Annotated in this window: 12 protein-coding genes; 5 read left to right on the top strand and 7 right to left on the bottom strand. The window is 40.2% G+C overall.

Annotation, left to right across the window (positions count from 1 at the left end; translation table 11 throughout):
* Positions 1-14 precede the first annotated feature (14 nt).
* Positions 15-911 carry a tetratricopeptide repeat protein gene (locus GBI66_RS08880; protein WP_151715826.1) on the bottom strand — a complete coding sequence of 299 codons (897 nt, stop codon included), beginning with the start codon at positions 909-911 and terminating at the stop codon, positions 15-17.
* Positions 912-1126: 215 nt separating this feature from the next.
* On the opposite strand from GBI66_RS08880, the gene dnaE reads away from it, so the two are divergent.
* From dnaE to GBI66_RS08855, 5 genes are all read left to right on the top strand, one after another.
* Positions 1127-4690 carry a DNA polymerase III subunit alpha gene (gene dnaE, locus GBI66_RS08875; RefSeq protein WP_151715825.1) on the top strand — a complete coding sequence of 1188 codons (3564 nt, stop codon included), beginning with the start codon at positions 1127-1129 and terminating at the stop codon, positions 4688-4690.
* Between the two features lie 13 nt (positions 4691-4703).
* Complete coding sequence (locus GBI66_RS08870) at positions 4704-5543, top strand: RNA methyltransferase (protein ID WP_004807869.1); 840 nt, start codon at positions 4704-4706, stop codon at positions 5541-5543.
* Positions 5536-6348, top strand: a complete 813-nt coding sequence (cysE, locus tag GBI66_RS08865; protein ID WP_151715824.1) for a serine O-acetyltransferase — start codon at positions 5536-5538, stop codon at positions 6346-6348. Before GBI66_RS08870 ends, cysE begins: the two co-directional genes overlap by 8 nt.
* A 113-nt stretch (positions 6349-6461) precedes the next feature.
* On the top strand, positions 6462-7361 hold the full coding sequence (locus tag GBI66_RS08860; protein ID WP_151715823.1) for an ABUW_2363 family tetratricopeptide repeat lipoprotein: 900 nt from the start codon (positions 6462-6464) through the stop codon (positions 7359-7361).
* 124 nt (positions 7362-7485) lie between these two features.
* A complete protein-coding gene (locus tag GBI66_RS08855; protein ID WP_151715822.1) occupies positions 7486-9504 on the top strand; it encodes a triacylglycerol lipase in 2019 nt (672 codons plus the stop codon).
* 46 nt (positions 9505-9550) lie between these two features.
* Here the strand turns inward: GBI66_RS08855 and ahpF are convergent, their stop codons facing one another.
* From ahpF to GBI66_RS08825, 6 genes are all read right to left on the bottom strand, one after another.
* Complete coding sequence (ahpF, locus tag GBI66_RS08850; protein ID WP_151715821.1) at positions 9551-11116, bottom strand: alkyl hydroperoxide reductase subunit F; 1566 nt, start codon at positions 11114-11116, stop codon at positions 9551-9553.
* Positions 11117-11243: 127 nt separating this feature from the next.
* A complete protein-coding gene (locus GBI66_RS08845) occupies positions 11244-12161 on the bottom strand; it encodes a hypothetical protein (RefSeq protein WP_151715820.1) in 918 nt (305 codons plus the stop codon).
* Positions 12162-12188: 27 nt separating this feature from the next.
* A complete protein-coding gene (locus GBI66_RS08840) occupies positions 12189-13313 on the bottom strand; it encodes a toxic anion resistance protein (RefSeq protein ID WP_151715819.1) in 1125 nt (374 codons plus the stop codon).
* Positions 13314-13325: 12 nt separating this feature from the next.
* Complete coding sequence (locus tag GBI66_RS08835) at positions 13326-14102, bottom strand: tellurium resistance protein (protein ID WP_151715818.1); 777 nt, start codon at positions 14100-14102, stop codon at positions 13326-13328.
* 178 nt (positions 14103-14280) lie between these two features.
* A complete protein-coding gene (locus GBI66_RS08830) occupies positions 14281-15273 on the bottom strand; it encodes a putative solute-binding protein (protein WP_151715817.1) in 993 nt (330 codons plus the stop codon).
* A 196-nt stretch (positions 15274-15469) separates the two neighbouring features.
* Entirely contained in the window at positions 15470-15895 is a 426-nt protein-coding gene (locus tag GBI66_RS08825) for a PaaI family thioesterase (RefSeq protein WP_151715816.1), read from the bottom strand.
* Positions 15896-15941: the final 46 nt, after the last annotated feature.

The raw sequence follows: 15941 nt of genomic DNA, 5'->3' as shown, positions 1-15941 counted from the left end.
TAGATTTCTGATATTTAAGAATCCGAATCCTGTAACTCATCCCATTGTGTTTCGTATTCTTTTGCTTTCTTTAAGTTTTTAGCTAAACCAAAACCACCTTTTTCGTATATACGTGATAAATCAAGTAGAGCTTCGTCCTCACCTTGCGCCACTGCCAATTCATAAAATTCCGCTGCCTTTTTATAGTTTTTAGCAACCCCTTTGCCTTCTTCATACACATAGGCAATATTTGAAGAACCTAAACCATTACCTGCACCCGAAGCCAGACTAAATAAGCGCAACGCTTCTTTATAATCTTGCTTTAACCCAGCTTTACCTTCTAAGTAAAAAATACCCAAATTATTGATTGCAGAAGATTCATCCTGTTTTGCAGCCAACTGGTAATAATGCAGTGCTTTTTTCAAATCCTGCGGTACACCTTCACCACCATCATTATATAAATGTCCCAGTTCTGCTTGTGCCATATCCAAACCGGCATCGGCTGACTTGCTCATCCATTCTAGTCCTTTTGGGGTATTCACCTTCACACCATCATCACCATAAAGATATAAATAACCTAAATAATATTGCGCATAGAGTTGTCCTTTTTGCGCGGCTTGGGTATACCACTTTAAAGCTGTTGGATTATCTTCTTCTATACCTTCGCCGTAGTCATACATATAGCCAACCGAGAAAATTGCATCGGCATTGCCTTTAGCAGCTGCTTTTTTAAACCATTCCAAGGCCTTACCAAAATCTTGATCAACCTCATTTCCATAATAATAAGCATCGCCTAAATTATTCTGTGCAGTGGCATCCCCCGTTTTTGCTTGTTGCACAAGTTCTTGACTGAAAGACACATCTTCTGCATGACTAAAGGTAAATAGACTACTGGTTAATAATATTGAAAGTACGATGTTTTTTAGTTTCATTATTTCGCTCACATTGCTACATTTTTATTCGATTACATTCTAGCGGCAAAACACCTTATGTAAACTAAAATTTATATTGATTGAAAAATCAAAGACTAATTTTTAATATTTTATAAAAATAACAAAGCAAAGACACGGTTTGCCAAAATATTAAGCATGTCATTTTCGGTTTGCATGCTAAACTATGCGTTGCTTTGAAAAAGGATAGTCCTTCTATGCGGTTTGTTCATCTCGGTATCCACACAGAATTCTCGATTACGGAATCGATTGTTCGCATACCTGATTTGGTCAAAGCTGCCGTTAAAGAAGAGATGCCAGCATTGGCACTCACAGATTTATCGAATCTGCATGCCGCAGTCAAGTTTTATGAGGCATGTTTAAAAAAAGGCATTAAACCGATTCTGGGCAGCGTCATTCGACTGAATGATGCAGAGCACCGCACAACATTATTGGCGATGAGCAGCAAAGGTTGGCGAAACCTGACTGAAATCGTGTCTCGCGGTTTTATTGAAGGCCAGCAACTCAGTCTCCCATGCGTACAAAAAGAATGGGTACTTGAACAAGCTGAAGATCTGATTGTCTTACTGGGCCAACACAGTGATGTTGGTAAAATGCTCTGTTCTTCCAATCCACAAAAAGCTGAACCTTTATTAGAAGCGTGGATTGAAAAGTTTGGAAATCGTGTCTATTTGGCGTTAACACGGACTGAACGTGCAGGTGAAGAAGATTTCATTCAGCAAGCAGTAAAACTCGCAGCAAAATATCAAATTGGTGTTGTTGCGCATAATGATGTTCACTTTGTTGAACAAGATGATTTTGAAGCACATGAGGCACGTGTTTGTATCGCCGATGGTTATGTGCTTGGGGATGACAAGCGTCCTAAGAATTATACCCCTGAACAATATTTCAAAACTGGCGAGCAAATGTCTGAACTTTTCTCAGATATTCCGAGTGCCATAGAAAATAGCTACCATATCGCAAAGCGTTGTAATGTCAAATTACAACTCGGCACTTATTTCTTACCTGACTTCCCTATTCCCGATGGCTATACCATCGACACCTATTTTGAACATTTGTCTCGTACAGGTTTAGAGGAACGTTTAAATCATCTTTATCCAATTGCTGCACGTGATGAAGATTGGGCAGAAATTCGTAAACCTTATGATGAACGAATCAAATACGAAGTTGATATCATTCTCAAAATGGGATTCCCAGGCTACTTCCTGATCGTCATGGACTTTATTCAGTGGGCTAAAAATAATGGCGTACCTGTTGGTCCTGGTCGTGGTTCGGGTGCTGGTTCACTGGTGGCTTACAGCTTAAAAATTACCGATCTTGACCCATTACGTTATGACCTACTATTTGAACGTTTCTTAAACCCAGAACGTGTTTCGATGCCCGATTTCGACGTCGATTTCTGTATCGCAGGTCGTGACCGTGTCATTGAATATGTAGCTCAAAATTATGGCCGCCAAGCGGTATCACAGATTGCAACTTTCGGTACCATGGCTGCGAAAGGTGCGATTCGAGATGTAGCACGTGTCCTAGGTAAGTCTTATGGTCTTGCTGACCGTATTTCTAAAATGGTTCCAACTAAACCGCTTGGTGTCGATTTAGCGACTGCAATTGATATGGAACCTCAGCTTAAAGATATCGTCACCAATCCATCCAACCCTGACAATGATGATGCTGCTGAAATCTGGGAAATGGCGCTCAAACTTGAAGGTATTACCCGTAATACAGGTAAACATGCGGGTGGTGTGGTTATTGCGCCAGGTAAAATTACCGATTACTCTGCAGTATTGTGTGATGCAGATGGCACTAACCGTGTGGCGCAATACGATAAAGATGACGTAGAAGCAGCAGGTCTGGTAAAGTTTGACTTCTTGGGTTTACGTAACCTGACCGTGATTGAAGATGCGGTTCAAAATATTAATAAAAGAATCAAGGCTGAAATACCACTTAATATTGCCGATGTCCCACTGGATGACAAAGATGCCTATCTGGTCTTTGCCAATGCAAATACCACAGCGGTATTCCAGTTTGAATCCGTCGGCATGAAAAAAATGCTTAAGGAAGCAAGACCAAGCAAATTTGAAGAAATTATTGCTTTCGTATCCTTATATCGACCAGGCCCTATGGATCTTATTCCTGACTTTATCCACCGTATGCATGGTGGTGAGTTTGAATATCTACATCCTTTACTGGAAGGTGTGTTAGAACCGACCTACGGGATTATGGTTTACCAAGAACAGGTAATGCAGGCTGCACAGTTCTGTGCAGGTTATACCCTTGGCGGCGCGGATTTACTTCGTCGCGCTATGGGTAAAAAGAAACCTGAAGAAATGGTGAAACAACGCCAAATCTTTATTGAAGGTGCGTCGAAAAAAGATATTGATGAAGCAACTGCTAACCATATTTTCGACTATATGGAAAAATTCGCAGGTTATGGTTTTAACAAATCCCATGCCGCAGCCTATGCTCTAGTTGCCTATCATACGGCTTGGTTAAAAGCACATTACCCTGCTGAGTTTATGGCGGCAGTTTTATCATCGGAAATGCAGAATACGGACAGTATCGTATTCTTGATTGACGACTGCCGTAATAACAAGTTAGAAGTACTTCCACCTTCAGTGAATATGTCTTTATATCACTTCCATGCCAGTGACGAACAAACCATTGTCTACGGCTTAGGTGCCATTAAAGGTGTTGGTGAACAGGCAATGCAATCGGTCATCGATTCACGAATTAATGAAGGCCCATATAAAGATCTATTTGATTTCTGTCATCGTATTGATCTGAAAAAAATCAATAAGCGTACCTTAGAAGCTTTGATTCGTGCAGGTGCGCTGGATTGTCTTGGTATTGAACGCTCAAGTTTAATGGCTCAATTACCTGAAGCAGTCCAAGCAGCTGATCAAGCTCGAAATAATCGTGAAACAGGTATCATGGACTTGTTTGGTGAAGTTGAAGAAGTTCAGCGTAAACCTGCCAAGCCTGTAAAACCATGGGCAGATGAAGTTCGCCTCAAAGGTGAAAAAGACACACTTGGCTTGTATCTCACAGGTCACCCAATTGATGTTTACCGCCCTGAATTAAAATCATTTATTTCTGCCAAACTGAATGAACTCACTCCGACACGTCGTGGTGTAACTACGGTTTTTGCAGGTCTGGTGGTTGATATTGCCAACTTCCCGAACCGTATCATGATCACACTCGATGATGGTACAGCACGTGTTGAAATTAGCTGTAACCATGAGCGTTTCCAACGCTATAAAGATATTGTTCGTTTAGAACAGGTTGTGGTGATTGAGGGTGAAATTTACGAGCGTGAAGGCTTTGATCGCCCGATGGCACGATTAAGTAAAGCTTTTAATTTGAATGAAATTCGCCAAAAACGAGCGCAAAGCATTCAAATTCGCCTCCCTCAAGATTTGATGACCAAATCTTTGGCCAAGGATCTACAGACGATCCTGTTACCTTATTGTAATATCGATATGTGTCAGCATATTGGTCTGCAAATCCTGCTTGAACAAAGCTTCGCAACTGCTGAATTACATTTGGGTGCACAATGGAAAGTTGTGCCATTAGATGAATTACTTGGAAAATTACGCGATTATTTTGGCAAAGAAACCATTTCCATCGAATACCAAGTGAAATCGAAGGCTGCAAAAGCAGCTGAGGCACCTAAAGTTGCAACGGTAGCTCCTCCACCAGACAATATGTCAATGGATGAAGCACTGGATCTTTATCAAGCTGAAGTCTCTCAATACTCTTAATTTTGGATAATATATGAACCTGTTTGACTCAAACAACGTGTCCAAACATTTGGATCATGTGCGTATTGTTATGGTCAATACCACCCTACCAGCCAATATTGGTAGTGCCTTACGCGCAATGAAAACCATGGGTTTATCAAAACTTGTACTCGTCGCACCTAAGACCTATCCACATCCGGATATTGATGCACTGGCAGCAGGTGCGCAAGATTTAATTGAACAAATTGAAATTGTTGAAACTTTGGAACAAGCAATTCAAGATTGTCATATGGTGTTTGGGACTAGTGCACGTAGTCGCACGATTCCATGGCCATTGCTAGATGTTCGACCTGCTGCAAAAGAAGCATTAGATGCTGCAACCAAACAACAAAATATTGCAATTGTGTTTGGGCGTGAAGATCGTGGACTCACCAATGAAGAATTAGCCCTAGCCAATTACCACTTAACCATTCCAGTAAATCCTGAATATGGCGTGCTCAATGTCGCGCAAGCGATTCAAGTGGTTTGCTATGAGTTAAGAATGGCTGCGCTTGAACAAAATACTCAAGTTCAAGACAAGCCAGATGACCACATGCAACTGAAGCAACAACAAAGCATGGAATGGGATGAACCATTGGTTACACAACAACAAATGGAACAGTTTTATCCTCATTTAGAAAAAATGTTGACTGAAATTGAGTTTTTAGATCCAAATAATCCCCGTTTACTCCCATTACGCTTGCGTCGTCTATTCGGAAGGATACAATTAGATCGTATGGAGTATCATTTATTACGTGGAATTTTTAGCCGCGTACAGGCTTTAGCCCAAGGTTCATGGAAAAAGACCAATACGGAGGATCATAATCATGATTAAACAGCTAAAAGAAGATATCGAAGCTGTATTTGCGCGTGATCCTGCGGCCCGCAATACATTAGAAGTCCTGACCACCTATCCTGGTATCCATGCACTGATTATGCATCGCATGGCACATGAGCTCTGGAAAAAAGAATACAAAGGCACTGCCCGCCTACTTTCTTCATTTAGCCGCTTTGCAACGGGTATTGAGATTCATCCTGGTGCAAAAATCGGTAAGCGATTTTTTATCGATCACGGCATGGGCGTGGTGATTGGTGAAACAGCTGAGATCGGTGATGATGTAACGCTTTATCATAGTGTCACCTTAGGCGGAACCACATGGAATAAAGGCAAACGTCATCCAACACTTGAAGATGGCGTTGTTGTTGGTGCTGGTGCAAAAATCTTGGGACCTTTTACAGTACATAAAGGTGCCAAAGTCGGCTCAAATGCAGTTGTAACCAAAGAAGTACCTGCTGGTGTAACTGCTGTTGGTAACCCTGCCCGTTATATTTTCAAAGACAAAAGTCAAACCGAACAAGACGAAGTCAGTCGCCGTGACTATGCAGAAAGTATTGGTTTCGAACCTTATGCGACAACACAGGATCAGTCAGATCCTATTTTAGAAGGCATTCGTGTTTTACTCGATCGTATGCAAAAGAACGAAAAACGCATGAACGTACTTTGCCAACGTCTGTCTGAACTTGACCCAAGCTTTACCTCGCAGAGTTCAAAAACTCAACCGTTGAGTAAAGAAGAACTTAAAATTATTGAAGAAGTTAGACGTGAGTGTGAAGCACAGAACAAAACTTCAGCAACATAATTCAATATATAAGAAATGTAACAAGCTTATCATTGCAAGTTGGTTTTGCTTTTCCTAGACTGTTGAAACCAACGATCTACTTCTCATTTAACTAAAATTAATGGATGTAAAGCATGAATTTTAAGCCTTTGGCATTACTTGTACTTTCAACTTCTTTTTTGACGGCCTGTGGCATCGCCCCAGCAAAAAAAGATAAGGTTGCTGAACCATTTGTGTTCAAGGAACCAGATCCAACCCCAGCTTTCTATGCTTTAAATCCAATCAAGTATGATGCACCACCAAGTTTTGAAGTTGCGATTAAAGATGCAACTGCTCAACCTGTAACGAAGATGGTGGTATCATTACAAAGTGACCCTTCAAAATCTACAACGCTTGATGTCAACAAACTTATTATTCCAACAATCGACAGCAAACAACGCAGCATGAAATATGCAGTTCTTGCTGGTGACAATGAAGTTGATGTGACTGAAATCGACGATTTCTTACAATTGGTTGAAGGTAAAGCACGTCACTACCCACCTCGTTTCTCTGAGCGTCAAGAACGTAAAGGCTATGAAGTGAAGTTGAAAGAAACGACACAAAAACTAGATGCTTTAGCTGAAAAGCCAAATGCTTCACTTGACGTATTAACACGTGCTTTCAAAGCGAGTGTAATGGCACGTAATCTCGACTTGGGTACCGCATATACTTCAAAATCGTTGACTTATGCTCAACGTATTCTTGCTATCAACCCAAGCGATGCAGAAACTAATTTCTGGTTTGGTTTTGGTTTATCTGAAGGTGGCGGTCAGCGTGAAGCGATTCCATATTTAGATAAAGCCATGAAAGGTGGTGTACAAGAAGCTTATCTTTCTGCTGCAAATAACTACCTTTGGTTAGAGCAAAAGAAAAATGCGATTCAAACCTTAAAGAATTATAAAGTGAGCTATCCAGATGAAGCGGAAGTCACTGATCGCTTAATCAAAGAAGTTGAAACTGGAAAACGCTGGAATATGTGGCAAGTTTTAAACTAATTGTTTACAAATTTTGCTCTAAAAAATAGACTGTCGTGTACAGTCTATTTTTTTATCAGTCATTGAAAAAACATTCTATTTTCGTATTATAGCTACAATCTTCCAGCGAACTTGCTGACATATCATGCTAGCATTTACACCCAATAAGCGTTTATTTTTTATCTCTCTCCTAAGCACTGTCGTGATGAGTGGCTGCCAAGTTGTCAGCATCAAACAACAAGCTCTCAATGTCACAATTGCCAACGAACGTAACAGCATTCTGACTCAAAAGAAGCTCAGCGAAGCCAGTCTAAATGTACTTTCAATGTCAGGCAAAGAAGCTAAAGTCTGTATGCAGACCCCAAATGAGTGTATTGCTGACTTACATAAAATCCCACAGATTCAAGATGAACAATTACTATCGACTGCCAGTGAACTATATCTTTCCAAGGCAATGGCACTTTCTGATTCCTCTGAATGCAAAATCAGCAAGCTGACTAAACATAAAGCTGAAGAACAACAAAAAGCAATCCAAAAGACCTATGAGCAATGCCTCGACCAAGAACTGGAAGCTTTAGATAAAAGTATCCGCTATAGCTATGCTTATTTATTTAAAACTGCTCGCCAGCCACAAGAACGGATTTTTGATAATAGACAGGTTCAGATTCGAGACTTCTATAATCAGGCCTTAACTAAATTGGTAAATGTGCATAGTCTTAGAAATCCATCCAAGATCATAGCACCGACCATTCAGATTGGTAAAAGTATCTATACGATTGATATTCAGTCCTATCAACGACTTCAAAATATGAAACTGGAAAAATTTATTTCTAGTTATAACATGAACTTTTCAGGCTTAAGAGCAATCAACCGTCGTGACGGTTTCGGCTCGGATTTCGTTGCTGTCTTCCCTTCGACAGATGCCACTCATGGTGAAAATAAATATATTCTTGATCCATTAAGTTATAGCTATCCCAATGGGCTTAACCCTAATATTCATAAAGCACGCTATTTAGCCGCAACCATCATTGCGCAACCCAAGAATCCAGCGGCAACGATTAATGATGTTTTAAATAACCCAAACTTTGAAGTAAAGGTTTATGACCCTTATAGCGTAGAGAAAGTCAGTATTGCAGGTAAAGAATATTCACTTGCCGCGAACTTCTCGGCACCTTATGGTCTTTGGTTAGCTGAAAATAATTTAGGTGCAGCAGCCTATTTAACCTTAATCGATCGTGATCAGCATCTCACCATGCCGCATTTATACATGCTTGAACCTTACAATCCAAACAAGAAAGTGATTGTATTGGTACATGGTCTTGCCAGCAGCCCTGAGGCATGGATTGCAGTCACCAATGATATTATGGGTGATGCCGTTCTGCGTGAACACTACCAAGTTTGGCAAGTGTTCTACTCAACCAATATGCCAATCTTGGAAAGTCGTTTCCAGATTTACGCACTTTTAAAACAAGCCTTTGGCTCATTGAATAACAAAGATGCAGCAGCTCAAGATGCGGTTTTAATTGGTCATAGTATGGGAGGTATTATCAGCCGTCTTTTAGTCAGTAATGCAGATATCTCTAAGCAGGCTCTGACCATGATGAATAGTCGCCAGCAAGCACGTTTGCGTAAGCATCCCGTAATTGGTGAACGACTTAAAATGGAACCAATTACTAATTTTGATCGGGCTATTTTCTTGGCTGCTCCACATAAAGGAACTGACTTTGCTGATCGTTGGTTTACTTTGGCGGCACGAAAGATTATCAAACTTCCTGCAACCTTCTTAACCACTCTAGCGGATACTCTTACCAGCGATGACATGGATCTTAAAGATTTTGTCAAAACTCTGACCAATGATGTAATTCAAAATGGTCCAAGCGATCTCAGTAAAAAATCTAAGTTTATGGAGTTAACTGCCAGTATCCCACCAGAAAAAGACCTCGTGTTCCATTCTATTATGGGTAACATTACCAAGAGTGATGATCCAAATGTCATTACTGATGGTATTGTTCCATATAAAAGTGCACATTTAGATGGTGCTGTTTCTGAAAAGATTTTCACTGGTGGCCACTCTATTCAGGAAACACCTGAGGCCGTGTTAGAACTTCGTCGTATCTTACGCCAGCATTTAGTGGATCATGGTTTATATAAACCGAAAAATTAAATGTAAAAAAGCCCCAAACAATTGGGGCTTTTTTTAATCAAATCATTTATACGCCAGAACGGATCATATAATCAAAGGCAGACAGCGATGCTTTGGCACCTTCACCTGTGGCAATGATGATTTGCTTGTATGGGACTGTCGTACAGTCACCTGCAGCAAATACGCCTTTGACATTGGTTTCGTTGCGATCATTAATCACGATCTCACCACGATTACTGAGTTCTACTGCACTGTTCTTTAAGAAATCTGTGTTTGGCAATAAGCCAATCTGTACGAAGATCCCTGCAAGTTCAACACTATGCTCTACATCAGTAGCACGATCTTTGTATTTCAATGCCGTTACCTGAGCACCATCACCAACCACTTCAGTACTTAAGGCATTCAAGATGACCGTGGTATTTGGCAAGCTATTTAATTTGTCTTGCAATACTTGGTCAGCACGAAGTTTGGTATCAAACTCAACCAAAGTCACATGCTCAACAATACCGGCAAGATCAATCGCAGCTTCGACACCTGAGTTACCACCACCAATCACCGCAACACGTTTGCCTTTGAACAATGGTCCATCACAGTGTGGGCAGTAAGCCACACCACGAGTACGGTATTCTGCTTCACCCGGAACATTCATTTCTCTCCAACGTGCACCTGTAGACAGGATAATGGTTTTCGATTCAAGTTTGGCACCATTCTCCAGTTCAACTTCAACCAGACCATTGGCCGTTTGATCTGCACCTGTGATCTTGCTGACGCGTTGCAAGTTCATGATATCCACACCATATTCACGGACATGGGCTTCCATGTCTTGAGCGAACTGAGGACCCACAGTTTTTTGAACAGTAGTGAAGTTCTCAATGTCCATGGTATCCATCACCTGACCGCCAAAACGTTCAGCCACAATACCCGTTTTGATGCCTTTACGTGCCGCATAGATCGCTGCTGTACCACCCGCAGGACCACCGCCAATCACCAATACATCAAATGCATCTTTGGCATTGATTGCTGCTGCATCTTTCTCAGCCGAGTTGCTATCCAACTTGGCTACGATTTCTTCCAAAGTCATACGACCTTGACCAATATGTTGGTTGTCTTGGAACACCATTGGCACGGCTAGGATTTTGCGTTCTTCAACTTCGTCTTGGAAGAAAGCACCATCAATCATGGTTGCTGTGGTATTTGGATTATTAATCGCAATCAAGTTAAGTGCTTGAACCACATCTGGACAGTTATGGCAGCTCAACGAGACAAACACATCAAAGTTTGCAGTTAAGTTTAAACCTTTGATCTGAGTGAGTACTTCATCAGAGACTTTAGGGGCATAACCCGACACTTGTAATAATGCCAAGATCAAAGAAGTAAACTCATGTCCCATCGGTAAGCCAGCAAAGAACACACGTGGTTGTTCACCTGCTTTGGCTACACCGAAACTAGGACGGCGAGCGTTTGAACCGTCAAAACGCGCCGTAACTTGGTCAGAAAGTTCTGCAATTTCAGTCACGAGTTCTTTGATTTTTGCAGCTTTGTCGGAGTCATCTAAAGCAGCAACCAACTCGATTGGACTTTCTAAACGTTCTAAGTAAGCTTTTAATTGAGTTTTAATATTTTGATCTAACATGTATTACTCCAAATTCTAAGACGTTCAAATCGGCTAAATTCATTCAATGAGGCTATAGTACGCAAAAGTACTGAATAGGTAAAACAGTATGTTTTTATGAGTTTGATCGGATAAACCGAACTTAAAATTAAGAGACATCCAGTTTTTGACCAATCCGCACACGACGATTTTTCAAATGTTTAGCGAGTACATATAAAATTGTGCTTAAAGCAACAGCTAATACAATCAAGCCCCATAAAATGACATTCACAATCTGAGAAATACGCTCAGCTTGCTGCGCACGCAGGTCTAAAGGCTGTGTGATTGAGGTAATACTTTTACCGTAAAGCTGCTGTTGCATGACCCACAACTGCTCTGGCTTAAAATCATACGCTTTAAATTGAGTTGGATTGCTTTTCTCGGCATCAATTAATTGATTAACATAGACATTAGCGGTCTTGCGATCGACAGGTTGATGCAATAAGGCCACTTGCGCCAAGACATAGGCTTTTTCAGTCGATGAAATATTGGCCTGCTGTAAATCTTGTGCAATCTGACTTTCAACAATATTATTTTGATAGCTCATCCACTGCTGATAAGCCTGCTTGGTTTCATCTTTCCAGTCATACTGGATGTAGGTCATACCAGACCAAAGCAAAATAAATGAAATCACCCACGCCAAAATACGCTGTGTCCATGCCTGAAAACGTTGCTGAAAAAATTTAAATTTCTTGGCCCAACTGAGCAGTAAAAAAGCACCAATAAATGAGACAAAAAGTTTGAGAAACAGCCAGCCAAACCATGATAATAGATTAAAAAGATAATCAACAGGTTGCTTAAACGGGACAAGATCCTGTACATGATAAGGCAAATCTAAAGCCTGTAGATGTACAGAAAGATCAAAGAAACGATAGATAAATTCTTTTTGCAAAAACAGACCAGCGATTGTAACAACGATGAATGCACTGGTCAGAAAAAACCAGATCATTAAGTTGCGCTGACGTTTTTTTAACACATCTAAACGCTGGTCAATCGGTTGTACACTAAAGTCTTCTATGGGTGACAATGATCTTTCCTTCAAAAATTAGCAATATCAAGATTTAGGTGGTTGGCTATTCTCAAGCACCAGATGATTCAAATTCTCTTGCAAAGCACGTAAACGAGTTGTTGCTTCGGCACGCTTTTGCATCCCTTCTTTCTGAATCTGAATCACATCATTTACTGTTTTAATGAGGGTGTTTTGTACATGTTCAAGGGTTTCAACATCGATCACGGAACGTTGATTGGCTTTTGCCGTATCTACAGAGTTTTGATGCAATAACTCAGCATTACGACGTAATAATTCATTGGTGGTGTCATCAATGGCTTTCGCAAGTTGGACGCTATTCTTTTGCTCTTGCAACGAAATTGCCAAACTAATTTGATTTTTCCAAGCTGGTAATGTGATGTTTTTAATCGCGTAAAATTTATCTACCAACATCAAGTTATTCGACTGGATAATCCGAATCATCGGTAAAGTCTGCATTGCAGACTGCTGTAAAACATGAAGATCACTAACTCTTTTTTCAAGATTATTTGCCACATGATTGAGATCATAAATCTGCTGAGTGGTCTGCTGATCTTGTTCTTGGCTTGTCAGAGTCGTGATTTGCTGTTGAATATCCTGTTGCTTTAACTGGCCCGCTGCAATATAAACCCCTAGTTGTTTATACTCATCCTGCACCGCATCAAACATTTTATCCAATGTCCCAACACGTGCTTTTAAGCCTGATTGTGAGCTTTCAATTTCTTTGACCAATACATCAATCTGCTCTTTAGTGGTATTAAAATGCTGATCAAAATTTTGTTTCGCATTCTTGAACTTACTCAATAAGCCACCAAAAAAACCTGAACTTTTAGATTTATTTAAAATACTTGAAGTATTTAACTGCTGAGCGACTTGCACCACTTCATTGAGTTTTTGTCCAGTTGCATCAAGGTCTTTGTTCTGTACCAGATTCAACAACTCATCGGTATAGGTTGAAGTCTTATTGGCAATATTTTTACCGTATTCTGCGACAGCTGTGCTACTGATTTCAGCCAGTTCTTTATGCGCGTCCATCACTTCAGCATAGTCGTGCGGTTGCAAACCCAACTCTTTTAAATTCAATTGTGCGAAGCGCTGTTCTGGCTTCAGCTCAATTTCGTTTGATGATTTGATCAATTCTGAATCGGACATAAGATTCCCCTCTTATTTCTGTAATGATTTTTTCAAATTTTGAATTAACTCTTCTCGGCTCTTGTCTAGCTGCTCAATCGTCACACTCGACGTTGATTCACGGCTTTGCTTTAAATGATATTGCCAAGCTGGAATCAATACTTGTTGAGCCTCTTTAAAACGATCTAAAAGACTAAAAGATAAATGTTGGGACAGCTGCATCTGTTTGATCGCAATATCATTACTGCTCTGTAAAGTCTGCAATGTATAGATTTTTTTAGATAATCGCTCAACAAAATGATCAAGCACCTGTTGTTTGCTAAATTGAGGATATTCCTTTAAAAACTCGTCTGCAGCAACAATATAAGCAGCCATTTGCTCTCGTAAACCCAATGCCTGCTGCAACCGAGACTGGGATTTTTGAATCTCAATCTGCAAGCGTTGACTTAAATAATTTGCCTCATTAATCAGGCGATCTAAGTCTTTAACATATTTCACTTGTCCTGCATCATATTCGACATCAATTCCTAACCATTTTTGCAATGCATTAAATCGTCGATTACCTAAATGCTTCTTGGAAAGCGATAATTGCTGAATAATCTGTGTAATGACCTCACTGAGCTGTTGATTCAACTTTGGATCAACGCCATTCAGTAACACACTCTGAGCCTGTACCAAATGATCAGCATAATGATTCAGACGATTCGGATCATTCACCAAAGGCAATAAGTCATTCCGTTTAATCGCTAAAATATGTTCTTGATTTGACTCAATTTGCGATAAAGGTGTTAAGTCGAGCGGTATGGTCATAAAAGTAAGAAACAGTCAGAACAAATGAATTTGAACAGATTTAGTTTTAGCATGTTCTCACTATTTCGCATACTTAAATGTTGTTATGTTTTTTAAAGAACTAAATAGCATCATTCCATAAAAAACCCTCTAAATTACAATTAATAAAGAGGGTTCATTTATCGTTTTAAATCATGTTTTACTCATCATTGAGCGCACATTCAAAGCTATTTGGATTTTGTTTACAACGAACCTTTTTCAAAAAGTTCATCATTTTAGGATCATAGATTCCTGCTTTGGTCAGTGAAATACGTGCTTCTCGCATCATTTTCATATAATTCACTTGTTCTTCAGGTGAAATATTCATCCAGTATTTGGCAGGAATTTCTTTTTCGTATTTTGAAATGATATTAAAAGTACGACCAAGTTGCCCAGCGACCCATTCACGAGATTTTTGCCCAAATCCTTCCGGAAACTTATCCTTTCGAATGATGAAATTCGCTGAGATTTGTGTCAGTGGAAACTTTACAATGCCACCTTTATCTCCCAATCCCTTATATAGCTCAAATGGTTTGTAGGCAACGATTGGCGCAGGCACAATATCAATCTGATGATTGTTAAACTTTGCACCTGCATTGGTCACATCGACTGAAACCGCTTGTGCACCCACTTGTGCAACCAATTTCGGTTGAGCTTCATCATAAGCAAAAACACCTACTTTTTTGCCTGCCGCCTTAGCTAAGGTATTAATACTTCGATCAGAAACAAACAAATAGGCAGGACCAATCGTCCCTAGCCCTGCAATCTCATAAGGACCATTGAGCATACTTTTTGCCGCTTGTGGTTTAGAGAGCAATTGATAAGCAAGAATCGCCGTTTTTAAATCTGTTAATGCGCCGATAGCATCCAATGAGCCAACATATTTATTGAATTGTCGACCACGTAATCCACTGATAATTGCACCATCACATTGTCCTACTTTTAAATCTTCTGCAGCAACACGCTCATCGACATAGGCACGCAAATCAATCTCTGCACCCCACTTTTTTGCTTCCAATGCATAGTCTTTTGCCAGTGCAAATGCATCACCCGATTTACCAACTGGATCAAACACACAAACCGTTTGCTTCGCCTGCGCTGTTGCAGCGAATCCGAATAATGCCAAAGCAATTAAACCATTTTTAATTATCATCTCTTTCTTCCCGATAAGACTTATTCCTTTATCACACTTGATTGGTGACAATTATCCTATGACGAGATTTGTTTTTTTCATGTATTTGCAGTCAATCAACGTTTAAAGGCGCTTCATTAAAGGATTTTCAATGCAAGATAATTTTCACCTACCAACAAAATGATTCACTTCCAAATACAAATTATGCATACCCTTGCTAATCTTCTTTCTGTTGCGGTGGAAGCGCATAGGTTCCTATCACATGTGCAACAGGCTCTTCATCATCCAGAGAATATAGCCAAACCTCTCCTGTGACCAAGGTTTTACCAACCTTGATCAATTTACAGACGGCTCGAATATCTCGATTTCCATTGGGTTTGCGAAAAAAATTTATCGTCATATTGGTTGTGACCGCCATCGCAACCAACCCCAGATGTCCCATAATGGCGATGTAAAGCACATAGTCTGCAATCAGCATTAAGGTTGGGCCAGAAACGGTTTGACCTGGCCTTAAATCTCTCGCATCCACTTGGTACAGCAGTTGCGCCCCTTTGGGAGTAATCTCTTCAATCACACTCTTCTGGAGCGCCTGTGGAAACTCTTGCGCCAAAAACTCCATGATTTCTTCTTTACTTGCAGCCATGTTTTCTCCAGTTATTGGTGTTGTAATGGCTTTGATTCAAAAATAG

The organism is Acinetobacter sp. TUM15071 (assembly GCF_008980925.1).
GTDB classification, from domain to species: domain Bacteria; phylum Pseudomonadota; class Gammaproteobacteria; order Pseudomonadales; family Moraxellaceae; genus Acinetobacter; species Acinetobacter dispersus.
The sequence above is the reverse complement of the archived record's forward strand: the minus strand, read 5'-3'. Positions and strand labels throughout refer to the sequence as shown.